Source organism: Staphylococcus sp. HMSC069D12, from assembly GCF_001810405.1.
GTDB lineage: Bacteria > Bacillota > Bacilli > Staphylococcales > Staphylococcaceae > Staphylococcus > Staphylococcus haemolyticus.
In genome coordinates, this window is the sequence record NZ_KV801085.1 from 22,213 (window position 1) to 44,075 (window position 21,863).

General features: G+C 34.5%; 34 protein-coding genes and 1 pseudogene. 31 read left to right on the plus strand and 4 right to left on the minus strand.

The window, feature by feature from the left end; genetic code table 11:
- The first annotated feature begins 44 nt into the window (after nucleotides 1–44).
- Nucleotides 45–953: an AEC family transporter gene (locus tag HMPREF2737_RS00125; protein ID WP_037549767.1), complete on the plus strand. Its 909-nt coding sequence runs from the start codon at nucleotides 45–47 to the stop codon at nucleotides 951–953.
- 68 nt (nucleotides 954–1,021) lie between these two features.
- On the opposite strand, the pseudogene HMPREF2737_RS00130 reads toward HMPREF2737_RS00125, so the two are convergent.
- The 3 genes and pseudogenes from HMPREF2737_RS00130 to HMPREF2737_RS00140 form a co-directional block, all read right to left on the minus strand.
- A pseudogene (locus HMPREF2737_RS00130) lies at nucleotides 1,022–1,813 on the minus strand (glucose 1-dehydrogenase).
- A 26-nt stretch (nucleotides 1,814–1,839) separates the two neighbouring features.
- Nucleotides 1,840–2,703, minus strand: coding sequence for a GRP family sugar transporter (locus HMPREF2737_RS00135; protein WP_037549764.1), 864 nt, complete (start codon nucleotides 2,701–2,703; stop codon nucleotides 1,840–1,842).
- 173 nt (nucleotides 2,704–2,876) lie between these two features.
- Nucleotides 2,877–3,749 carry a GNAT family N-acetyltransferase gene (locus tag HMPREF2737_RS00140; protein WP_037549761.1) on the minus strand — a complete coding sequence of 291 codons (873 nt, stop codon included), beginning with the start codon at nucleotides 3,747–3,749 and terminating at the stop codon, nucleotides 2,877–2,879.
- A gap of 148 nt (nucleotides 3,750–3,897) precedes the next feature.
- On the opposite strand from HMPREF2737_RS00140, the gene HMPREF2737_RS00145 reads away from it, so the two are divergent.
- Together HMPREF2737_RS00145 and HMPREF2737_RS00150 are read left to right on the plus strand one after the other, a co-directional pair.
- Nucleotides 3,898–6,033, plus strand: a complete 2,136-nt coding sequence (locus HMPREF2737_RS00145; protein ID WP_037549759.1) for a DNA topoisomerase III — start codon at nucleotides 3,898–3,900, stop codon at nucleotides 6,031–6,033.
- A 113-nt stretch (nucleotides 6,034–6,146) separates the two neighbouring features.
- Nucleotides 6,147–7,481 carry an NCS2 family permease gene (locus HMPREF2737_RS00150; RefSeq protein ID WP_037549757.1) on the plus strand — a complete coding sequence of 445 codons (1,335 nt, stop codon included), beginning with the start codon at nucleotides 6,147–6,149 and terminating at the stop codon, nucleotides 7,479–7,481.
- Nucleotides 7,482–7,524: 43 nt separating this feature from the next.
- On the opposite strand, the gene HMPREF2737_RS00155 is transcribed toward HMPREF2737_RS00150, so the two are convergent.
- Nucleotides 7,525–7,920, minus strand: a complete 396-nt coding sequence (locus tag HMPREF2737_RS00155; protein ID WP_037549754.1) for a hypothetical protein — start codon at nucleotides 7,918–7,920, stop codon at nucleotides 7,525–7,527.
- A gap of 378 nt (nucleotides 7,921–8,298) precedes the next feature.
- Between HMPREF2737_RS00155 and rpsJ the strand changes: the two genes are divergently transcribed.
- From rpsJ to HMPREF2737_RS00295, 28 genes are all read left to right on the plus strand, one after another.
- Nucleotides 8,299–8,607 carry a 30S ribosomal protein S10 gene (gene rpsJ, locus HMPREF2737_RS00160; protein WP_015900978.1) on the plus strand — a complete coding sequence of 103 codons (309 nt, stop codon included), beginning with the start codon at nucleotides 8,299–8,301 and terminating at the stop codon, nucleotides 8,605–8,607.
- A 27-nt stretch (nucleotides 8,608–8,634) separates the two neighbouring features.
- The gene (rplC, locus tag HMPREF2737_RS00165; RefSeq protein ID WP_037549751.1) at nucleotides 8,635–9,297 is read left to right on the plus strand and encodes a 50S ribosomal protein L3; all 663 of its coding nucleotides are present in this window, start codon (nucleotides 8,635–8,637) and stop codon (nucleotides 9,295–9,297) included.
- 26 nt (nucleotides 9,298–9,323) lie between these two features.
- The gene (gene rplD, locus HMPREF2737_RS00170) at nucleotides 9,324–9,947 is read left to right on the plus strand and encodes a 50S ribosomal protein L4 (protein WP_037549747.1); all 624 of its coding nucleotides are present in this window, start codon (nucleotides 9,324–9,326) and stop codon (nucleotides 9,945–9,947) included.
- Complete coding sequence (gene rplW / locus HMPREF2737_RS00175) at nucleotides 9,947–10,222, plus strand: 50S ribosomal protein L23 (RefSeq protein ID WP_011275127.1); 276 nt, start codon at nucleotides 9,947–9,949, stop codon at nucleotides 10,220–10,222. Before rplD ends, rplW begins: the two co-directional genes overlap by 1 nt.
- Nucleotides 10,223–10,261: 39 nt before the next feature.
- Nucleotides 10,262–11,095, plus strand: a complete 834-nt coding sequence (rplB, locus tag HMPREF2737_RS00180) for a 50S ribosomal protein L2 (RefSeq protein ID WP_011275128.1) — start codon at nucleotides 10,262–10,264, stop codon at nucleotides 11,093–11,095.
- Between the two features lie 64 nt (nucleotides 11,096–11,159).
- A complete protein-coding gene (gene rpsS, locus HMPREF2737_RS00185; RefSeq protein WP_070650027.1) occupies nucleotides 11,160–11,438 on the plus strand; it encodes a 30S ribosomal protein S19 in 279 nt (92 codons plus the stop codon).
- Nucleotides 11,439–11,465: 27 nt separating this feature from the next.
- Nucleotides 11,466–11,819, plus strand: a complete 354-nt coding sequence (rplV, locus tag HMPREF2737_RS00190; protein ID WP_001829734.1) for a 50S ribosomal protein L22 — start codon at nucleotides 11,466–11,468, stop codon at nucleotides 11,817–11,819.
- A gap of 23 nt (nucleotides 11,820–11,842) precedes the next feature.
- The gene (rpsC, locus tag HMPREF2737_RS00195) at nucleotides 11,843–12,496 is read left to right on the plus strand and encodes a 30S ribosomal protein S3 (protein ID WP_011275129.1); all 654 of its coding nucleotides are present in this window, start codon (nucleotides 11,843–11,845) and stop codon (nucleotides 12,494–12,496) included.
- A 2-nt stretch (nucleotides 12,497–12,498) separates the two neighbouring features.
- A complete protein-coding gene (rplP, locus tag HMPREF2737_RS00200) occupies nucleotides 12,499–12,933 on the plus strand; it encodes a 50S ribosomal protein L16 (RefSeq protein ID WP_002432945.1) in 435 nt (144 codons plus the stop codon).
- Nucleotides 12,923–13,132, plus strand: coding sequence for a 50S ribosomal protein L29 (gene rpmC / locus HMPREF2737_RS00205; protein WP_011275130.1), 210 nt, complete (start codon nucleotides 12,923–12,925; stop codon nucleotides 13,130–13,132). Before rplP ends, rpmC begins: the two co-directional genes overlap by 11 nt.
- 26 nt (nucleotides 13,133–13,158) lie before the next feature.
- The gene (rpsQ, locus tag HMPREF2737_RS00210) at nucleotides 13,159–13,422 is read left to right on the plus strand and encodes a 30S ribosomal protein S17 (protein ID WP_011275131.1); all 264 of its coding nucleotides are present in this window, start codon (nucleotides 13,159–13,161) and stop codon (nucleotides 13,420–13,422) included.
- Between the two features lie 31 nt (nucleotides 13,423–13,453).
- Nucleotides 13,454–13,822, plus strand: coding sequence for a 50S ribosomal protein L14 (gene rplN, locus HMPREF2737_RS00215; RefSeq protein WP_002466492.1), 369 nt, complete (start codon nucleotides 13,454–13,456; stop codon nucleotides 13,820–13,822).
- 35 nt (nucleotides 13,823–13,857) lie between these two features.
- The gene (gene rplX / locus HMPREF2737_RS00220; protein WP_033079619.1) at nucleotides 13,858–14,175 is read left to right on the plus strand and encodes a 50S ribosomal protein L24; all 318 of its coding nucleotides are present in this window, start codon (nucleotides 13,858–13,860) and stop codon (nucleotides 14,173–14,175) included.
- A gap of 25 nt (nucleotides 14,176–14,200) precedes the next feature.
- Nucleotides 14,201–14,740 carry a 50S ribosomal protein L5 gene (gene rplE, locus HMPREF2737_RS00225; RefSeq protein ID WP_037549744.1) on the plus strand — a complete coding sequence of 180 codons (540 nt, stop codon included), beginning with the start codon at nucleotides 14,201–14,203 and terminating at the stop codon, nucleotides 14,738–14,740.
- A gap of 22 nt (nucleotides 14,741–14,762) precedes the next feature.
- Complete coding sequence (locus HMPREF2737_RS00230; RefSeq protein ID WP_001140799.1) at nucleotides 14,763–14,948, plus strand: type Z 30S ribosomal protein S14; 186 nt, start codon at nucleotides 14,763–14,765, stop codon at nucleotides 14,946–14,948.
- A 31-nt stretch (nucleotides 14,949–14,979) separates the two neighbouring features.
- The gene (gene rpsH / locus HMPREF2737_RS00235; RefSeq protein ID WP_037549739.1) at nucleotides 14,980–15,378 is read left to right on the plus strand and encodes a 30S ribosomal protein S8; all 399 of its coding nucleotides are present in this window, start codon (nucleotides 14,980–14,982) and stop codon (nucleotides 15,376–15,378) included.
- Nucleotides 15,379–15,402: 24 nt separating this feature from the next.
- On the plus strand, nucleotides 15,403–15,939 hold the full coding sequence (gene rplF / locus HMPREF2737_RS00240) for a 50S ribosomal protein L6 (protein WP_011275135.1): 537 nt from the start codon (nucleotides 15,403–15,405) through the stop codon (nucleotides 15,937–15,939).
- Nucleotides 15,940–15,970: 31 nt separating this feature from the next.
- On the plus strand, nucleotides 15,971–16,333 hold the full coding sequence (gene rplR, locus HMPREF2737_RS00245; RefSeq protein ID WP_011275136.1) for a 50S ribosomal protein L18: 363 nt from the start codon (nucleotides 15,971–15,973) through the stop codon (nucleotides 16,331–16,333).
- Nucleotides 16,334–16,353: 20 nt separating this feature from the next.
- Nucleotides 16,354–16,854 carry a 30S ribosomal protein S5 gene (rpsE, locus tag HMPREF2737_RS00250; protein ID WP_011275137.1) on the plus strand — a complete coding sequence of 167 codons (501 nt, stop codon included), beginning with the start codon at nucleotides 16,354–16,356 and terminating at the stop codon, nucleotides 16,852–16,854.
- A 16-nt stretch (nucleotides 16,855–16,870) separates the two neighbouring features.
- Nucleotides 16,871–17,050, plus strand: coding sequence for a 50S ribosomal protein L30 (gene rpmD, locus HMPREF2737_RS00255; RefSeq protein WP_011275138.1), 180 nt, complete (start codon nucleotides 16,871–16,873; stop codon nucleotides 17,048–17,050).
- Between the two features lie 19 nt (nucleotides 17,051–17,069).
- Nucleotides 17,070–17,510 carry a 50S ribosomal protein L15 gene (gene rplO / locus HMPREF2737_RS00260; RefSeq protein ID WP_037549736.1) on the plus strand — a complete coding sequence of 147 codons (441 nt, stop codon included), beginning with the start codon at nucleotides 17,070–17,072 and terminating at the stop codon, nucleotides 17,508–17,510.
- Complete coding sequence (gene secY, locus HMPREF2737_RS00265; protein ID WP_011275140.1) at nucleotides 17,510–18,802, plus strand: preprotein translocase subunit SecY; 1,293 nt, start codon at nucleotides 17,510–17,512, stop codon at nucleotides 18,800–18,802. The genes rplO and secY overlap by 1 nt, the downstream gene beginning before the upstream one ends.
- A gap of 18 nt (nucleotides 18,803–18,820) precedes the next feature.
- The gene (locus tag HMPREF2737_RS00270) at nucleotides 18,821–19,471 is read left to right on the plus strand and encodes an adenylate kinase (RefSeq protein WP_011275141.1); all 651 of its coding nucleotides are present in this window, start codon (nucleotides 18,821–18,823) and stop codon (nucleotides 19,469–19,471) included.
- 198 nt (nucleotides 19,472–19,669) lie between these two features.
- On the plus strand, nucleotides 19,670–19,888 hold the full coding sequence (gene infA, locus HMPREF2737_RS00275; protein ID WP_001829792.1) for a translation initiation factor IF-1: 219 nt from the start codon (nucleotides 19,670–19,672) through the stop codon (nucleotides 19,886–19,888).
- A gap of 31 nt (nucleotides 19,889–19,919) precedes the next feature.
- Entirely contained in the window at nucleotides 19,920–20,033 is a 114-nt protein-coding gene (rpmJ, locus tag HMPREF2737_RS00280; RefSeq protein ID WP_001829709.1) for a 50S ribosomal protein L36, read from the plus strand.
- Between the two features lie 22 nt (nucleotides 20,034–20,055).
- Nucleotides 20,056–20,421 (plus strand): 30S ribosomal protein S13, encoded by a 366-nt coding sequence (gene rpsM / locus HMPREF2737_RS00285; RefSeq protein WP_011275142.1) that lies wholly within the window; start codon nucleotides 20,056–20,058, stop codon nucleotides 20,419–20,421.
- A gap of 22 nt (nucleotides 20,422–20,443) precedes the next feature.
- Nucleotides 20,444–20,833 (plus strand): 30S ribosomal protein S11, encoded by a 390-nt coding sequence (gene rpsK, locus HMPREF2737_RS00290; RefSeq protein ID WP_000101625.1) that lies wholly within the window; start codon nucleotides 20,444–20,446, stop codon nucleotides 20,831–20,833.
- 83 nt (nucleotides 20,834–20,916) lie between these two features.
- On the plus strand, nucleotides 20,917–21,861 hold the full coding sequence (locus tag HMPREF2737_RS00295) for a DNA-directed RNA polymerase subunit alpha (RefSeq protein WP_011275143.1): 945 nt from the start codon (nucleotides 20,917–20,919) through the stop codon (nucleotides 21,859–21,861).
- The last annotated feature ends 2 nt before the right edge of the window (nucleotides 21,862–21,863 follow it).

A 21,863-nucleotide genomic window follows, 5' to 3' on the forward strand; every position in this document is an offset into this window, starting at 1 on the left:
TAATTAACTGTAATTATAATGTTAAAAAGAAGGAAGGAACTATCGTGACAGAGCAGTTTATAATGATTATTCTTTTAATAGCATTAGGTTATTTATTGAAACGGATAAACTTTTTAAAAGCGGCAGATAGTCAGGTATTATCAACATTAGTACTCAATGTCACACTACCTTCTTTAGTCATTGTCAATCTCAATAGTGCAGAATTAGATTTTTCATTTTCGATATTACCTATAATGATGATTGTGTATGGCGTCCTTGCTAAAGTCACTGTATTGTGGCTGTTTAATAAGCATAACAATCATATAAAAGGTACAGTTGGAATGATGACTGCATCACTTAATATAGGTTTATTTGCATATCCACTTGTTGATACGATTTGGCCCAAAAATGGAATGATTTATTTTGGAATGGCTGATATAGGTGGGGCAATTATTATGTTTGGAGTAACTTATTTTGTAGGAAGCTATTTCAGTCAAGGTGGAGATCAGTTTGATTTTAAATTTTTAGGCAAAAAGTTAATTACTTCTGTGCCCCTTGTCACATATATCGTCATGTTTACTTTAAATATGTTAAATATTCATTTGCCTAAAGTATCAATTGATTTTTTCACTATAATATCTAAAGCGAATATGCCACTATCAATGATTCTTTTAGGTGTTATGCTTAATTTTAAAATTGAACGTCATTTCCTACCAATCGCAGTTAAATATTTATTAGCTCATTATGGTTTAGGTTTATTAGCTGGTTTACTCGTTCATTTCTTCTTACCCGTTTCAGATAATATGATTAAAACGACATTATTCATTGCTTGGTTATTACCAGTAGGAGTAGCGATTATTCCGTATTCTATTCAATTTAAATACAAGACATTGCCTTTAGTAGGTATGGTTACTAACATTTCGATTATCTTGAGTATAATCATTTTATATGTTTATCAAGCGATATTTGTTTGATTAAATAGAAAAAAGCAAGCAATTCTACTTTAAGGATTGCTTGCTTTTTATTGCATAGTGTTTGAAATTCAACCCTTACCACCCATAAAGGCAGGGTAGTTAGTCATACCACCATCAACGTAAATGGTAGTACCGTGAATATAGTTCGCTAAATTTGAAGCTAAGAATAATGCCACATTAGCTACATCTTGTTCTTCACCAATTTCTTTAGCCGGAATCATTTCCAATGTCTCAGCACGAGTTTCTGGATCAGAGAATTTCTCCTTAGTATGCTCAGTGACTATCGCACCTGGAGAAATGTTGTTTATGCGTATACCATATTGTGCGTATTCCATAGACATTGTTTCCATCATTAACTTTAAGCCACCCTTACTAGCAGCATAATTAACATAATTAGGCCATGGAATCGTATCATGTACACTTGATGTATTGATGATTATTCCTTTTTTATCTTCTTTTAAAAATTGATTAACCGCTTCTCTAGAACCTATGAATGCACCAGTTAAATTAATATCTATCACTTTTTGCCATTCATCAACTGACATTTTATGGGTTGGGATAGGTTTTTCAAATCCTGCATTATTTATCATAATATCTAGCGTGCCAAATTCTATAACAGCAGATTGAACTAATCGTTTTACATCTTCCTCGACAGCCACATCAGCTTGTACGGCAATTGCTTCACCACCAGCATCACTAATCATATGCTTAATTTCTTCAATTTCATCTAAATGACGGTCAGAGCGATAATTTAAAACTACTTTTGCTTATGATTTACCAAAGTTCTCTGCAAAGGATTTACCAATACCACTCCCAGCACCAGTTATAATTACGACTTTACCTTCTAAATCTGAAAACATTTTGGTTCCTCCTTTGTAATGTTAATTTATTTAAGATTACCGAGTATAAATGCGGCAATAACGATTAAGATTATACCAGACCAAATTCCAATCATTTGGCGTTTGTCTTTTTTCTCACCTAGTAAGAAAATACCACCTAGTGTAGAAACGATTACGAGTAATTGTGATAATGAGAAACTTGTTGCAACACCAACTTTAGGTTGTGAATAGAACATAAATAAGTTACCAATCGCCCATACAACACCTGGTATTAAGTTAAGGGCTGTAGATTTAATATTAGTTTCATGTTTCATTGATAACAAGAAGCCACCTATAGCCATACCAATTGATTGGAAGAATAATGCATCAGTACCACTGACACCAAAGATATCGGCTATTACTACATATCCGACATAGCCAACTGTTGAAATCACTAATATTAACATTGCTTTCTTAAATTCTGGATCATTCGATTTTCCTTCATTTTTACCGCGTAAAGAGGTTAACGCGATACCTGTAACTAATAGAACCATGGCAATAATTCCCATTGTTACTTGAATACCAGTACTCCATTCTCCAAGAAAAATAGCACTAAATAATGTAGTACCAACTAATTGCATACCTGTAGAAATAGGCATTGTTTTAGAAACGCCAATTAAACTAATTGAACGTAATTGGTTACCTTGTCCAAAGGCCCACAAAGCACCTGATATTAAACCAACAATAATCACTGTTAAATTATCAAATTGTGCTTTACCAATTAAGAGTAATACAATACCAACTATAAGTGCACCCAGTGTTGTACCTCTTATTTGGTTATAAGGTCCGCCCCCAACAAAAACATTAATTAAAACGACACTCCCCCAAAATAGGGCAGGTAATAATGCGATAAGTATATCTATAAATTGCATTATGTAAACACTCTCCTTATTTATTTACTTCAAGTGTTTCCTTCCTATAACACTCGTGAACATTTTATCTGAAAAAAATAACTTTTAAAATGTAAACGCTCATACGTTGAAGTAAATAAAAAAAGCATATTAAGATTTAATGTGTAATTATCTTAATATGCTCTAATGGCATGCTAGTAATTCAAATGACTTGGATCAATTTTATATTTAGTATATTCACTTTCAATTTCGAATCCCAATTCATTAAATCGTTCAACTAAAGTGACATTTTTACTACGTATTTTAAAATAAACTTTATCAATAGAAAAATGCTCAAATGCATAATGAATTGCATATGAAAGTAAGTCAAATGCTATCCCTTTGAGACGATAATCAGTATGTGAACTAAAATATCGTATTTCAGCTAGTGATGATAGCGTGTCTATTTGTAAATAAAGGTATCCTTTTAACAAGCCTTCACTAACAAATAAAAATAATCGGTTATGTTCATCTAAAGTATTGACTATTTCTTTAGGAGTTAATGCGTTGTGTCTAAACGTCTGTTCATGTAACTTACTGAAAGCTCTTTGGAACCCTGGCTGATATTCAATGATATTGAAATCTGATTCGGGTTCATTTAATGATTTAGAAACATTTAAATAGTAATCTGTGAAGTTATAATTCGCATGAATTAGCTTCATTAAAGGTTTTGAATCTTGTGCACAATCATTATAAGAGAAGTTAAAAGTAGCATGCTCAGATTGTGATTCCATTAATGCAGAAAATAATGAGATAAAATGATTATCTGTAAGAGTGAAATCTTTACTAACAAATGGTCCAATAACTTTGTATTTATCTTCTTCATATAAAATTCCAGTGATTAATGCGACAATTGAATCATCTTCTATTAAACAGAAAACACCAGTGGTATGGATAGATTCATTTAGTAACTGTTCTACATCACTTTTAGACGTATGAAGTTTATATATATAAGACGCAAGGGTGTCTGATGATGTATTAATAAAAGATATGATTTGGTTCAGGTTGCTTACTTTGACTATGTCCATAGCGTACCTCCATTTCAATATCATTTTGTTAAATTAATTATAAGTTTATTTATTAGTAATTGAAAGTTTAGACTATTGTCTATCGTGTTACAATTGTATTTACATCAAATACATGTATTAAGAGATCTTTTATTGAAAGGAAAGTTCTATGAAATCATTAATTTTGGCAGAGAAACCATCCGTAGCTAGAGATATAGCTGAAGCTATGAACATAAAGGGAAGACGTAATGGATATATTGAAAACGAAAAGTATGTTGTCACATGGGCATTGGGTCATTTAGTCACTAATGCACAGCCGGAACACTATGATAAAGCGTACAAGGAATGGAAACTTGAAGATTTACCTATCATACCGAAGCACATGCAAACAGTAGTTATTAGTAAAACAAGTAAACAATTTAAAACTGTTAAGTCACTGATTTTAGATAAAAAAGTGAAAGAAATTATTATAGCAACTGATGCTGGAAGAGAAGGGGAACTAGTTGCACGGTTAATATTGGATAAAGTTCATAATAAAAAACCGATTAAGCGCTTGTGGATTAGCTCCGTAACCAAAAAAGCAATTCAAGAGGGATTTAAAAAGCTTAAAGACGGACGTGAATTTCAACATCTTTATGAAGCAGCATTAGCTAGAAGTGAAGCGGATTGGATTGTGGGTATCAATGCAACACGTGCGTTAACGACGAAATATGACGCTCAATTATCATTGGGTCGAGTTCAAACACCAACAATCCAATTAGTTAATGCTAGACAACAAGAAATCAATCATTTTAAACCGAAGAAATATTATACTCTATCTACTGAAATAGGTGGATTAACTTTCCAATTAAGGACAAATAAGCAGCACATGACTAGAGAAGACGCAACTCAAATTGCTAATGAAATAGAACATGTAGAAGGTAATGTTGATAGTGTTGAAAAGAAAGTTAAAAAAAGTCATCCTAAGCCTCTGTATAACTTAACTGATTTGCAACAAGAGGCATACCAACGATACAAAATGGGGCCTAAGGAAACACTTAATACCATTCAAAATTTATATGAACGCCATAAAGTTCTTACTTACCCACGTACAGATTCTAATTATTTAACAGATGATATGGTGGATACTATTAAAGAACGACTTTATGCTTTATTATCAACTGACTATAAATCACAAGTCAAATCATTGTTGGGGCAATCTTATTCAAGTAAAATGCGGATTTTTAATAATCATAAAGTATCAGATCATCACGCAATTATTCCAACAGAAGTACGTCCGGATATGCAAAGTTTGAGTAACAGAGAAAGTAAGATATATATGATGGTAGCTGAAAGGTTCCTAGAATCTTTAATGGCACCTCATGAATATGAAGCGGTTAGAGTTAATGTTACTGTTGGCCAACATATCTTCGTTTTTAATGAAAAAGCCACACGTCAACTAGGTTATAAAGCACTTAAAATGAACAGTGATAATGTGGTAAAGAAAGTTGCTTTTCAAAAAGGGGAAAAGTATCACCTTCAAAGTTTAAAAGTAAATGAACATGAAACAACACCACCTGATTACTTTAACGAAGGTTCATTGCTAAAAGCCATGGAGAACCCCCAAAATTATATACAACTTAAAGAAAAGAAACATGCTAACACATTGAGACAAACTGGAGGGATTGGCACAGTTGCTACAAGAGCAGATATAATTGAGAAACTATTTAATCTTAATGCAATCGAATCTAGAGATGGCAAAATCAAAGTAACATCTAAAGGAAAGCAAATTCTGGATTTAGCGCCTCAAGAATTAACATCTCCATTATTAACTGCCGAGTGGGAAGAGAAACTATTATTAATAGAAAAAGGAAGATATAATTCTCGACACTTTATTGACGAAATGAAGACATTTACTCAATCGATTGTAAATACTATTAAAAATAGCGAGCAAAAGTATAAGCATGATAATTTAACTACTACTGAATGTCCGACATGTGGAAAATTCATGATTAAAGTTAAAACTAAAAATGGACAAATGTTAGTATGTCAAGATCCTACATGTAAAACTAAAAAGAATGTCCAACGTAAGACAAATGCACGTTGTCCAAATTGTAAGAAGAAAATGACATTATTTGGACGTGGAAAAGATGCAGTTTATCGATGTGTCTGTGGTCATACTGAAACACAAGAAAAGATGGATAAACGATTTAAAAATAAATCCAGTGGCAAAGTATCTAAAAAAGAAATGAAAAAGTATATGAATAATGAGGATTCACTTGAGAATAATCCGTTTAAAGATGCATTAAAAAACTTGAAATTATAGTTTAAAATCGAACTTAATCATATTTGTTGGTAAAAAAGTTCGTTTTTATTATTGTGTTTTTCGAAAAGTAATATTAAAATATTAAAGTATTTTAATAAAAGGAGTTTAAAACCGTGAAAAAATACTTTCAATTCGACGAGTATGATACTAATTATAAGAAAGAGATAATCGGTGGTATCACAACTTTCTTATCAATGGCATACATTTTAGCTGTAAATCCTCAAGTATTAAGTTTAGCAGGAGTTAAAGGTGTATCAGGTGACATGAAAATGGATCAAGGAGCTATTTTCGTGGCAACTGCTTTAGCAGCGTTTGTTGGTTCTTTATTTATGGGACTTATTGCAAAATATCCAATAGCACTTGCGCCAGGAATGGGACTTAATGCGTTCTTTGCTTTTACAGTAGTTTTAACGATGGGAATTCCTTGGCAAATAGGTTTAACTGGCGTGCTTTGTTCAGGTATATTCTTTGCGATACTTACAGCAACCGGTCTTCGAGAGATAATAATCAATGCTATTCCATATCAAATGAAAATGGCTGTATCTGCTGGTATAGGATTATTTATTACCTTTGTAGGTTTACAAAGTGCTGGCATCATTGTGAAAAATGACTCAACATTAGTTACATTAGGACATTTAACAAAAGGTTCAGTTTTATTAGCAATCTTTGGTATTGCGATTACAATTATTCTATATGCTAGAAAAGTACCAGGTTCAATTTTTATAGGTATGATTATAACTTCTATAGTTGGAATGATAACTGGATTAATACAAACACCTTCTGGCGTAGTTGGTAAAATCCCTAGTATAACACCAACATTCGGTGCTGCATTTGAAGCCTTTAAGGATCCAAGTCAATTATTTACGATTCAATTTTTAATTGTAATTTTAACTTTCTTCTTTATAGATTTCTTTGATACTGCTGGAACATTAGTGGCAGTAGCTACTCAAGCAGGTATTATGAAAGATAATAAGCTTCCTAGAGCAGGTAGAGCTTTATTTGCTGACTCTTTAGCTACTATTGTTGGTGCCGTTTTTGGCACAACAACAACTACGTCTTATATTGAATCTACTTCTGGTGTAGCTGTGGGTGCGAGAACAGGTTTTGCTAGTATCGTGACAGGGATTTGTTTCCTTTTAGCATTATTCTTTAGTCCGTTAATTGAAATTGTTACAAGTGCAGTAACAACACCTGCATTAGTAGTAGTTGGGATTTTAATGGCAGCTAACTTTGCAGAAATAAATTGGAAGAAATTTGAAGTTGCAGTTCCAGCATTTATAACAATTATTATGATGCCACTATCATATTCAATTGCGACTGGTATCGCTTGCGGATTTATATTTTATCCAATAACTATGCTTATCACAAAAAAACACAAAGAAGTACATCCAATTATGTATTTCTTAATGGTACTATTTATTTTATATTTCGTATTTGTACACGGTTAATAAGGAAAAGGACGATGCTCTATTAAGAGACATCGTCCTTTTTTTACCATTTATTTGAATGATCATCTTTGTACTGAGTGTAAATGACTTTTGCATCTTTATTACGAATATAGGTAGGTGCACTCAATACTATAAAAATAAAGAAGACCAGTAAGAAAAATAGCACCCAATGAACAAACATTCCTACAATTGGAATAAATGCAACAAAAGATCCCACAATACCAATTATTGGAATAATTGACATAGGCTTGATTGCATTTTGATTATCAACTAAAAGAATAACTGCTAGTATGAGATATAAAAAAGCATTAATTAACAATGGTTGCCAACCAAAACCTAATATAAAGCTTCCGCCTAGAAAAGGAATGCCATAGAAAAATTCACATACTAATAAGAAGAAACTTATTAGGGCAAGAGCTACTTTAGTATTTCTTTTCAATATAAATACGCCTCCCACTATTTATTAAAAACAAATTTTAAATTCCTACTATTATAATAGTAAAAGCTTAATTTAAGACTTAACTTATATACATTATAAAGTAAAAACAAAAAAAGGGGAAAAATTTACTTAAAATGGTTGATGTACAAAACTATTTAAAGTACAATACTTAGGTATGTGTTAGACAAAGTACAAAAAGTTACAGAAAAACCTTGATTTATCACTGTTTTTCCTGTAACATATCTAATGTTGGACTTGATGAAAGCGATGAAGCGAAAGGTTACTGACACACCCGGCCGCTTTGCCATGGCGTTGTGTGAGATAGTTTTCGTGGAGAAGTCTATCACTTTTAAAGTAGACGAATAAGGAGGGAAAATTATGGCAAAACAAAAAATCAGAATCAGATTAAAAGCTTACGATCACCGTGTGATTGATCAATCAGCAGAGAAAATTGTTGAAACTGCAAAACGTTCTGGTGCAGAAGTTTCTGGACCAATCCCGTTACCAACTGAAAAGTCAGTTTATACAATTATTCGTGCGGTGCATAAGTACAAAGATTCACGTGAACAATTCGAACAACGTACTCATAAACGTTTAATCGATATTGTTAACCCAACACCAAAAACAGTTGATGCCCTAATGGGATTAAACTTACCATCTGGTGTAGACATCGAAATTAAATTATAATAGAAAATTTTAGGAGGTGGACTTTCGATGACCAAAGGAATCTTAGGAAGAAAAATTGGGATGACACAAGTATTCGGAGAAAACGGTGAATTAATCCCAGTTACAGTAGTAGAAGCAAGTCAAAACGTAGTATTACAAAAGAAAACTGAAGAAGTAGATGGTTATAACGCTATCCAAGTAGGTTTTGAAGACAAAAAAGCATACAAAAAAGATGCTAAATCTAATAAATATGCTAATAAACCAGCTGAAGGTCACGCTAAGAAAGCGGGCACAGCACCTAAGCGCTTCATTCGCGAATTCAGAAACGTTAATGTTGATGAATACGAAGTAGGTCAAGAAGTCACAGTTGATACTTTTGAAGCTGGAGACATTATTGATGTAACAGGAACTTCAAAAGGTAAAGGTTTCCAAGGTGCTATTAAACGTCATGGCCAAGGTCGTGGACCAATGGCTCACGGTTCTCATTTCCATAGAGCCCCAGGTTCAGTAGGTATGGCTTCAGATGCTTCAAGAGTATTCAAAGGCCAAAAAATGCCTGGACGTATGGGTGGAAATACAGTTACTGTTCAAAACTTAGAAGTAGTTCAAGTTGATACAGAAAACAATGTAATTTTAGTAAAAGGTAACGTGCCTGGACCTAAAAAAGGTTTCGTAGAAATCCAAACTTCAATTAAAAAAGGTAATAAATAATAAGTAGCGAAAGGAGGAAAAGCATAATGGCTAATTATGATGTATTAAAAGTAGACGGATCTAAATCAGGTTCTGTTGAATTAAGCGATTCAGTATTCGCTATTGAACCAAACAACAGTGTTCTTTTCGAAGCAATTAACTTACAACGTGCTTCATTACGTCAAGGAACTCACGCAGTTAAAAATCGTTCAGCTGTACGTGGTGGCGGACGTAAACCATGGAGACAAAAAGGTACAGGACGTGCGCGTCAAGGTACAATCCGTGCTCCACAATGGCGTGGTGGTGGTATCGTATTTGGACCAACACCAAGAAGCTATGCATACAAAATGCCTAAGAAAATGCGTCGTTTAGCATTACGTTCTGCATTATCTTTCAAAGTTAAAGAAAACAGCTTCACTATCGTTGATAATTTTGGTTTTGAAGCTCCAAAAACAAAAGAATTCAAAAATGTATTAACTACACTTGAACAACCTAAAAAAGTGTTAGTAGTTACCGATAGTGAAGACGTAAACGTTGAATTATCTGCACGTAACATTCCTGGTGTACAAGTTAGTACAGCTCAAGGATTAAACGTTTTAGATATTACTAGCGCTGACAGTGTTATTATTACTGAATCAGCTGCGAAAAAAGTTGAGGAGGTGCTCGGATAATGGAAGCAAGAGATGTTCTTAAGCGCCCCGTAATCACTGAAAAATCTTCTGAAGCAATGGCTGAAGATAAATATACTTTTGACGTAGATACTCGTGCTAATAAAACACAAGTTAAAATTGCAGTTGAAGAAATTTTCGACGTTAAAGTTGCAAATGTAAACATCATCAACTACAAACCTAAGAAAAAACGTATGGGCCGTTACCAAGGCTATACAAACAAAAGAAGAAAAGCAATTGTTACTTTAAAAGAAGGTTCAATTGACTTATTCAACTAAACAATAAAATAAAAGTTACCATTAAGGAGGTAAGCGACAATGGCTCTTAAAAAGTATAAGCCAATAACAAATGGTCGTCGTAATATGACTAGTTTAGATTTCGCAGAAATCACGAAATCTACTCCTGAAAAGTCATTATTACAACCGCTACCGAAAAAAGCGGGTCGTAACAACCAAGGTAAATTGACAGTTCGTCATCATGGTGGAGGACATAAACGTCAATATCGCGTTATCGATTTCAAACGTAATAAAGATGGAATCACTGCAAAAGTTGATTCAATTCAATATGATCCAAACCGTTCAGCTAACATTGCTTTATTAGTATATGCTGATGGTGAAAAACGATATATTATTGCTCCAAAAGGATTACAAGTAGGCCAAGTAGTTGAGAGTGGTGCAGATGCTGACATTAAAGTTGGTAACGCATTACCATTACAAAACATTCCAGTTGGTACTGTAATTCATAATATCGAATTAAAACCTGGTAAAGGTGGACAATTAGCTCGTTCAGCGGGTGCAAGTTCACAAGTACTTGGTAAAGAAGGTAAATACGTATTAATCAGATTACGTTCTGGTGAGGTTCGTATGATCTTATCAACTTGCCGTGCTACAATTGGTCAAGTTGGTAACTTACAACATGAATTAGTTAATGTTGGTAAAGCAGGACGTTCTAGATGGAAAGGCATCCGTCCTACAGTTCGTGGTTCAGTAATGAACCCTAACGATCACCCACACGGTGGTGGTGAAGGTCGTGCACCTATCGGTAGACCATCTCCAATGTCACCATGGGGTAAACCAACGCTTGGTAAGAAAACTCGTCGTGGTAAAAAATCATCAGACAAACTTATCGTTCGTGGACGTAAGAAAAAATAATAACAACTTATTTGGGTGTGCGGCTTAATTGCTGCACGCACACAATAAGAAGGGAGGCGCCCAAATGGCTCGTAGTATTAAAAAAGGACCTTTCGTTGATGATCATCTAATGAAAAAAGTAGAAGGTCAAGACGGAAGTGAAAAGAAACAAGTAATCAAAACATGGTCTCGTCGTTCTACAATTTTCCCAAATTTCATCGGTCATACTTTTGCAGTATACGATGGTCGTAAACATGTACCTGTTTATGTAACTGAAGATATGGTAGGTCACAAATTAGGTGAATTTGCTCCAACTCGTACATTTAAAGGACATGCTGCAGACGATAAAAAAACTAGAAGATAATAAATAGAAGTAGAGGAGGAAATCCTAATGGAAGCAAAAGCGGTTGCTAGAACAATCAGAATCGCACCTCGTAAAGTAAGATTAGTTCTTGACTTAATTAGAGGTAAAAATGCTGGAGAAGCTATTGCTATTTTAAAATTAACTAACAAAGCTTCATCACCAGTAATTGAAAAAGTATTAATGTCCGCTTTAGCAAATGCTGAACATAACTATGACATGAACACTGATGAATTAGTTGTTAAAGAAGCATATGCAAATGAAGGACCAACTTTAAAACGTTTCCGTCCACGTGCACAAGGTCGTGCAAGTGCTATCAATAAACGTACAAGCCACATTACAATCGTCGTAAGTGACGGTAAAGAAGAAGCTAAAGAAGCTTAATAACTATTTAAGGAGGGAACACTGTGGGTCAAAAAATTAATCCTATCGGACTTCGTGTCGGAATCATCCGTGACTGGGAAGCTAAATGGTATGCTGAAAAAGATTTCGCTTCACTTTTACACGAAGATTTAAGAATCCGTAAATTCATTGATAACGAATTAAAAGAAGCATCAGTTTCTCACGTTGAAATCGAACGTGCTGCTAACCGTATTAACATTGCTATTCACACTGGTAAACCAGGTATGGTAATTGGTAAAGGCGGATCAGAAATTGAAAAACTTCGTAATAAATTAAACAACTTAACTGATAAAAAAGTACACATCAACGTTATCGAAATCAAAAAAATTGATATCGATGCTCGTTTAGTTGCTGAGAATATTGCACGTCAATTAGAAAACCGTGCTTCATTCCGTCGTGTACAAAAACAAGCTATTTCAAGAGCTATGAAACTTGGTGCTAAAGGTATCAAAACTCAAGTATCAGGTCGTTTAGGCGGAGCTGACATTGCTCGTGCTGAACAATATTCAGAAGGAACTGTTCCACTTCATACTTTACGTGCTGACATCGATTATGCACATGCTGAAGCAGACACTACTTACGGTAAATTAGGTGTTAAAGTATGGATTTATCGTGGTGAAGTTCTTCCTACTAAGAATACTAGTGAAGGAGGAAAATAATAATGTTACTACCAAAACGTGTTAAATATCGTCGTCAACATCGTCCTAAAACAACTGGTCGTTCAAAAGGCGGTAATTATGTAACATTTGGTGAGTATGGATTACAAGCTACTACAACATCTTGGATCACATCTCGTCAAATCGAATCTGCTCGTATTGCTATGACACGTTACATGAAACGTGGCGGGAAAGTTTGGATTAAAATCTTCCCACATACACCATACACTAAAAAACCTTTAGAAGTACGTATGGGTGCTGGTAAAGGTGCCGTTGAAGGCTGGATCGCTGTTGTAAAACCAGGTAGAATTTTATTCGAGGTTGCAGGCGTATCAGAAGAAGTTGCTCGTGAAGCATTACGTTTAGCAAGTCACAAACTTCCAGTGAAAACTAAGTTTGTAAAACGTGAAGAATTGGGTGGTGAAACAAATGAAAGCTAAGGAAATTAGAGACTTAACCACTTCAGAAATCGAAGAACAAATCAAATCTTCAAAAGAAGAACTTTTTAACCTACGCTTTCAGTTAGCTACAGGTCAATTAGAGGAAACTGCACGTATTCGTACAGTTAGAAAAACAATTGCACGTCTAAAAACTGTTGCTCGTGAAAGAGAAATCGAAGAAAGCAAAGCTAATCAATAATAAATTCGAAACAGGAGGTTACAAAAGTGAGTGAAAGAAACGATCGTAAAGTTTATGTAGGTAAAGTTGTTTCAGACAAAATGGACAAAACTATCACTGTATTAGTTGAAACTTACAAAACACACAAATTATACGGTAAACGTGTAAAATACTCTAAAAAATACAAAACTCATGATGAAAACAATTCAGCTAAATTAGGAGACATTGTTAAAATTCAAGAAACTCGTCCTTTATCAGCATCAAAACGTTTTCGTTTAGTAGAAATTGTTGAAGAGTCAGTAATTATTTAATACAAGATTAGAGATAAGGGAGGTTTAACTAATGATCCAACAAGAAACTCGTTTAAAAGTAGCAGACAACTCTGGTGCTCGTGAAGTTCTTACAATTAAAGTATTAGGTGGATCTGGTCGCAAAACAGCGAACATCGGCGATGTTATCGTATGTACTGTTAAAAATGCAACACCAGGTGGCGTTGTTAAAAAAGGTGACGTAGTCAAAGCTGTTGTCGTTAGAACTAAATCAGGCGTTCGCCGTAATGATGGTTCTTATATCAAGTTTGATGAAAATGCATGTGTCATTATTCGTGATGACAAAGGCCCACGTGGTACTCGTATCTTTGGTCCTGTTGCTCGTGAATTACGTGAAGGTAACTTCATGAAAATCGTTTCATTAGCACCAGAAGTACTTTAATTTATAAAAACCAAATCATTTAAGGAGGTGCCCACATGCATATCAAAAAAGGTGACAACGTAAAAGTTATCGCAGGTAAAGACAAAGGTAAAGAAGGTAAAGTAATTGCTACTGAACCTAAAAAAGACCGTGTCGTTGTGGAAGGTGTTAATGTTATTAAAAAACACCAAAAACCAACTCAATTAAATCCTGAAGGTGGAATCTTAGAAACAGAGGCAGCAATCCATGTTTCTAACGTACAATTATTAGATCCTAAAACAAACGAACCTACTCGTGTTGGTTACAAATTTGTTGATGGTAAAAAAGTTCGCATCGCTAAAAAATCTGGCGAAGAAATCAAAACTAATAATTAATAACTAGTTGAAAGGAGGATCCACTTTGAACCGTTTAAAAGAAAGATACAATACTGAAGTTACTGAAAACTTAGTAAAAAAATTCAACTATAGTTCTGTAATGGAAGTACCAAAAATCGAAAAAATCGTTGTAAATATGGGTGTAGGTGATGCAGTTCAAAACTCTAAAGTGTTAGATACCGCTGTAGAAGAATTAGAATTAATCACTGGTCAAAAACCATTAGTAACAAAAGCAAAAAAATCAGTTGCAACATTCCGTTTACGTGAAGGTATGCCAATCGGTGCGAAAGTTACACTTCGCGGAGAAAGAATGTATGAATTCTTAGATAAATTAATCGCAGTTTCATTACCTCGTGTACGTGACTTCCAAGGTGTTTCTAAAACAGCATTCGATGGTCGTGGTAACTACACTTTAGGAATTAAAGAACAATTAATTTTCCCAGAAATCGACTATGATAAAGTAAGTAAAGTAAGAGGAATGGATATTGTTATCGTAACAACTGCTAACACTGACGAGGAAGCTCGTGAATTGTTAACAAACTTCGGTATGCCATTTCGTAAATAATCTCTAAAAGGAGGCTAATTAAGTGGCTAAAACTTCTATGGTTGCTAAGCAACAGAAAAAACAAAAATATGCAGTACGTGAATATACTCGTTGTGAACGTTGTGGTCGTCCACATTCTGTATATCGTAAATTCAAATTATGCCGTATTTGTTTCCGTGAATTAGCTTACAAAGGGCAAATCCCTGGCGTACGTAAAGCTAGCTGGTAATATATAAGAGTCTGAAAGGAGGCAACAATCAATGACAATGACAGATCCAATCGCAGATATGCTTACTCGTGTAAGAAACGCAAACATGGTGCGTCACGAGAAACTAGAATTACCTGCGTCTAACATTAAAAAACAAATTGCTGAAATCTTAAAAAGTGAAGGTTTCATTAAAAACGTAGAATACGTTGAAGATGATAAACAAGGTATTATTCGTTTATTCTTAAAATATGGTCAAAACAATGAACGTGTTATCACAGGATTAAAACGTATCTCTAAACCTGGTTTACGTGTATATGCTAAAGCAAACGAAGTACCTAAAGTATTAAATGGTTTAGGTATTGCATTAGTTTCAACTTCTGAAGGTGTTATCACTGACAAAGAAGCTAGAAAACGTAACGTTGGCGGAGAAATTATCGCATACGTTTGGTAATAATAAATAAGGAGGTGCCATAACATGAGTCGTGTTGGTAAGAAAATTATTGACATCCCTAGCGACGTTACAGTAACTTTTGATGGTCATACTGCTACTGTAAAAGGTCCAAAAGGTGAATTAACTAGAACATTTAACGAAAGAATGACTTTCAAACAAGAAGAAAACACTATCGAAGTTGTAAGACCTACTGAGTCTAAAGAAGATAGAACAGTTCATGGTACAACTCGTGCTTTATTAAATAATATGGTACAAGGTGTTTCTCAAGGTTTCGAAAAAACACTTGAGCTTGTTGGTGTAGGTTACCGTGCTCAAATGCAAGGTAGTGACTTAGTATTAAACGTTGGTTACTCTCACCCTGTTGAAATTAAAGCTGAAGATGGCATTACTTTCGCAGTAGAGAAAAACACAACTGTTAGAGTATCTGGTGTATCTAAAGAACAAGTTGGAGCAATTGCTTCTAATATCCGTTCAGTAAGACCTCCAGAACCTTACAAAGGAAAAGGTATCCGTTACCAAGGTGAATATGTTCGCCGTAAAGAAGGTAAAACAGGTAAATAATAGATAACTCTCTTAAGAAAGGAGTAATACAATGATCAGTAAAATTGATAAAAACAAAGTGCGTTTGAAAAGACATGCTCGTGTGCGTACTAAATTATCAGGTACAGCTGAAAAACCACGTTTAAATGTATATCGTTCAAACAAACACATTTATGCACAAATTATCGATGATGTTAAAGGCGAAACTTTAGTTCAAGCTTCATCAAAAGATAAAGATATCGCAAGCGATTCAACTTCTAAAGTAGATTTATCTACTAAAGTAGGCGAAGCAATTGCTAAAAAAGCATCAGACAAAGGTATTAAAGAAATCGTATTTGATCGTGGCGGTTACTTATACCATGGTCGTGTAAAAGCTTTAGCAGAAGCTGCTAGAGAAAGCGGATTAGAATTTTAATTTAAAGGAGGGACAAATACATGGCTCGTAGAGAAGAAGAAACGAAAGAATTTGAAGAACGCGTTGTAACAATCAACCGTGTTGCTAAAGTTGTTAAAGGTGGTCGTCGTTTCCGTTTCACTGCATTAGTAGTAGTTGGAGACAAAAATGGTCGTGTAGGTTTCGGTACTGGTAAAGCTCAAGAGGTACCTGAAGCTATCAAAAAAGCTGTTGAAGCAGCTAAAAAAGATTTAGTAGTTGTTCCACGTGTTGAAGGAACTACTCCTCACACTATCACTGGCCGTTATGGTTCAGGTAGCGTATTCATGAAACCAGCTGCACCTGGTACAGGAGTTATCGCTGGTGGTCCAGTTCGTGCCGTATTAGAATTAGCAGGTATCACTGATATCTTAAGTAAATCATTAGGATCTAACACACCAATCAATATGGTTCGTGCTACAATCAATGGTTTACAAAACCTTAAAAATGCTGAAGATGTTGCTAAATTACGCGGCAAATCAGTAGAAGAATTATATAATTAAGGAGGGAAAATAGATAATGGCTAAATTACAAATTACCCTCACTCGTAGTGTTATTGGTCGTCCTGAAACACAACGTAAAACTGTTGAAGCTTTAGGTCTAAAAAAGACTAATAGTTCAGTAGTAGTTGAAGATAACCCTGCTATCCGTGGGCAAATCAACAAAGTTAGACACTTATTGACAGTAGAAGAAAAATAATTAAGGAGGTGCCTATATAATGAAATTACATGAGTTAAAAGCAGCTGAAGGTTCACGTCATGTACGTAACCGCGTTGGCCGTGGTGCTGGTTCTGGTAACGGTAAAACTAGTGGTCGCGGACAAAAAGGTCAAAAAGCACGTTCAGGTGGTGGCGTAAGACCTGGATTTGAAGGTGGACAATTACCTTTATTCCGTCGTTTACCAAAACGTGGTTTCACTAACATTAATCGTAAAGAATATGCTATTGTTAACTTAGACCAACTTAATAAATTTGAAGATGGTACTGAAGTAACTCCAGCTTTATTAGTTGAAACTGGTGTAGTTAAGAATGAAAAATCTGGTATCAAAGTACTAGGTAATGGCTCACTTGATAAAAAATTGACAGTGAAAGCTCATAAATTCTCAGCTTCAGCAGTAGAAGCAATTGATGCAAAAGGTGGAGCACACGAGGTGATCTAATGTTTCAAACGCTTGTGAGCTTCTTTAAAACTAAAGAAGTTCGAAACAAGATTTTCTTTACCTTAGCAATGTTAGTTATATTCAAAATAGGAACTTACATTCCGGCTCCAGGTGTTAACCCTGAGCCTTTTGAACAACAAGGTTCTGATCAAGGAGTCGCCGCTCTTCTTAATACGTTTGGTGGCGGAGCCTTAAAGAACTTTTCAATATTTGCTATGGGCATCATGCCCTACATCACCGCATCTATCGTAATGCAATTACTACAAATGGATATTGTTCCGAAATTCTCTGAATGGGCGAAACAAGGTGAAGTAGGTAAAAGAAAGCTTAGCAATGTAACACGTTATTTCGCTATCATTTTGGCTTTTATACAGTCAATTGGTATGGCATTCCAATTTAATAACTATTTAGGTGGTAAATTAATTATTCACCAATCTATTATGAGTTATTTATTGATTGCCGTTGTTTTAACAGCAGGAACTGCATTTCTAATTTGGCTTGGTGATCAAATCACTCAATTCGGAGTCGGTAATGGTATTTCTATCATTATCTTTGCGGGTATTTTATCAACTTTGCCTTCATCAATTATTCAATTCGTGCAACAAGCATTCGTTGGTAATGATGATACTACATTGGCATGGTTAAAGGTTATTGGTTTAATAGTAGGATTAGTTTTACTCACAATTGGTGCTATTTATGTACTAGAAGCGAAACGTAAAATTCCTATCCAATATGCTAAAAAACAGTCTGCACAAAGATTAGGATCACAAGCAACTTATCTACCTTTAAAAGTTAACTCTGCAGGGGTGATTCCAGTAATCTTTGCGATGGCATTTTTCTTATTGCCAAGAACATTAACATTGTTCTTCCCTAAAGCTGATTGGGCGCAAACTATATCTGAATATGCTAACCCTTCAAACACTTATGGCATGATTGTTTATGTAGTATTAATTATCGCATTTACGTATTTCTATGCCTTTGTTCAAGTTAATCCTGAAAAAATGGCTGATAACTTGAAGAAACAAGGTAGTTACGTTCCAGGTATTAGACCTGGTGAACAAACTAAAAAATATATTACTAAAGTACTTTATCGCTTAACTTTTGTCGGCTCTATTTTCTTAGCAGTCATTGCGATATTACCAATATTAGCGACTAAATTCATGAGTTTACCTCAATCTATACAAATTGGTGGTACAAGTTTATTAATCGTAATTGGTGTCGCAATTGAAACTATGAAATCACTTGAAGCTCAAGTGAGTCAAAAAGAATATAAAGGCTTTGGTGGTAGATAATTTGTAGGAGGGCAATTTATGAATATCATTTTAATGGGTTTACCTGGCGCAGGTAAAGGAACTCAAGCGAGTGAAATTGTTAAGAAATTCCCAATACCACATATATCTACTGGTGACATGTTCAGAAAAGCGATTAAAGATGAAACAGATTTAGGAAAAGAAGCTAAATCTTACATGGATCGTGGAGAATTAGTCCCTGATGAAGTTACTGTAGGTATCGTTAAAGAAAGAATATCTGAAGACGATGCAAAAAAAGGATTTTTATTAGATGGCTTCCCAAGAACAATCGATCAAGCTGAGGCGTTAAATGATATTATGTCTGAGCTTGGTAGAAACATCGATGCTGTCATTAACATCGAAGTTCCTGAGGAAGAATTAATGAATCGTCTTACAGGTCGTCGTATCTGTGAAAAATGTGGTACGACTTATCATCTTGTATTTAATCCTCCAAAGGTTGATGGTATTTGTGATATCGATGGTGGAAAGCTCTATCAACGCGAAGATGATAATCCTGAAACAGTATCTAATCGTTTAAACGTTAATGTTAAACAGTCAAAACCTATTTTAGAGTACTATAATGAAAAAGGTGTGCTAAAAAACATTGATGGTGCGAAAGATATTGACGATGTAACCAAAGATGTCATTGATATCTTAGATCAATTAAAATAGATCAACTAAATACGGTCTAGATTTATGTGAATTTGATTAGGTTTCTCTGGCAAGAATTAATTTTCTGAGTGTCGAATGACGATAATAATTCCCGCATTTTGTTAAACTTATTTTAACTAGTCACTATATTAGATTCGTATCGTTTAAGTTGTCTATTGACGATTACCTTACTATTGTAAAAAGGGAGGAAGTTAATCAATGGCGAAACAGGATGTAATTGAATTAGAAGGTACAGTATTAGATACTTTACCAAATGCTATGTTTAAAGTAGAATTAGAAAATGGTCATGAGATTTTAGCTCACGTAAGTGGTAAAATTAGAATGAATTATATTCGTATTCTACCTGGCGACAAAGTAACTGTAGAAATGTCTCCGTATGATTTATCACGCGGTAGAATTACTTATCGTTATAAATAATCGTCACTCCATAATATAGGGAGGTATAAAAATGAAAGTAAGACCATCAGTTAAACCAATTTGCGAAAAATGTAAAGTCATTAAACGTAAAGGTAAAGTAATGGTAATTTGTGACAATCCTAAGCACAAACAAAGACAAGGTTAATAAAAGAGAGGTGTAAATATATATGGCACGTATTGCAGGAGTAGATATCCCACGTGAAAAACGCATTGTTATCTCATTAACATATGTATATGGTATTGGTACTTCAACAGCTAAAAAAATCGTTGAAGAAGCTAACGTATCAGCAGACACACGTGTAAAAGATTTAACAGATGATGAATTAGGTCGTATTCGTGAAGTTGTTGACAGTTATAAAGTTGAAGGTGACTTACGTCGTGAACAAAACTTAAACATTAAACGTTTAATGGAAATTTCTTCATACCGTGGTATCCGTCACCGTCGTGGTTTACCAGTTCGCGGTCAAAAAACTAAAAACAACGCACGTACTCGTAAAGGCCCAGTAAAAACTGTAGCTAACAAGAAAAAATAATAGGTAAAGGAGGCAAATATAAATGGCACGTAAACAAGTATCTCGTAAACGTAGAGTTAAAAAGAATATTGAAAATGGTGTGGCTCACATCCGTTCAACATTCAACAATACAATCGTAACTATCACTGATGAATTTGGTAATGCTTTATCTTGGTCATCAGCTGGTGCATTAGGTTTCAAAGGATCTAAAAAATCAACACCATTCGCAGCTCAAATGGCTTCTGAAACTGCTTCAAAATCTGCAATGGAACATGGTTTAAAAACTGTTGAAGTAACAGTAAAAGGACCTGGACCAGGTCGTGAATCAGCTATCCGTGCATTACAATCAGCTGGTTTAGAAGTAACTGCAATCAGAGACGTTACTCCAGTACCTCATAACGGTTGTCGTCCACCAAAACGTCGTCGCGTCTAATTTATAATAGATTGTTATTGTTACAGGTCACTGAGCGAAACAGTTTAAAATTAAGTCGACGTAATTAAGGAGGATTTTTGTAAATGATAGAAATTGAAAAACCTAGAATTGAGACAATTGAAATTAGTGAAGATGCTAAATTCGGTAAGTTCGTTGTTGAACCACTAGAACGTGGCTACGGTACTACACTAGGAAACTCCTTACGTCGTATCCTACTATCTTCATTACCAGGTGCAGCCGTTAAGTACATTGAAATCGAAGGTGTTTTACACGAATTCTCAGCTATAGATAATGTTGTTGAAGATGTTTCTACAATTATTATGAACATCAAAAAATTAGCACTTAAAATTTATTCTGAAGAAGATAAAACATTAGAAATCGATGTTCGAGATGAAGGCGAAGTTACTGCAAGTGACATTACTCACGATAGTGATGTAGAAGTTCTAAATCCAGAACTTAAAATCGCAACAGTGTCTAAAGGTGGACATTTAAAAATTCGTCTAGTTGCTAATAAGGGTAGAGGTTACGCATTAGCAGAACAAAATAATACTAGTGATTTACCAATCGGTGTAATTCCTGTTGATTCACTATACTCACCAGTTGAACGTGTTAACTATACAGTTGAAAACACACGTGTCGGTCAAAGTAGTGATTTTGATAAATTAACTTTAGATGTTTGGACTAATGGTTCAATCACTCCACAAGAGTCAGTATCATTAGCTGCTAAGATTTTGACTGAACATTTAAATATTTTTGTAGGTCTTACAGATGAAGCTCAAAATGCTGAAATCATGATTGAAAAAGAAGAAGATCAAAAAGAAAAAGTACTTGAAATGTCTATTGAAGAATTAGACTTATCAGTACGTTCATACAACTGTTTAAAACGTGCAGGAATCAATTCAGTTCAAGAGTTAGCTGATAAATCTGAAGCTGATATGATGAAAGTTCGTAATTTAGGTCGTAAATCTCTAGAAGAAGTTAAATATAAATTAGAAGATTTAGGATTAGGATTAAGAAAAGAAGATTAATA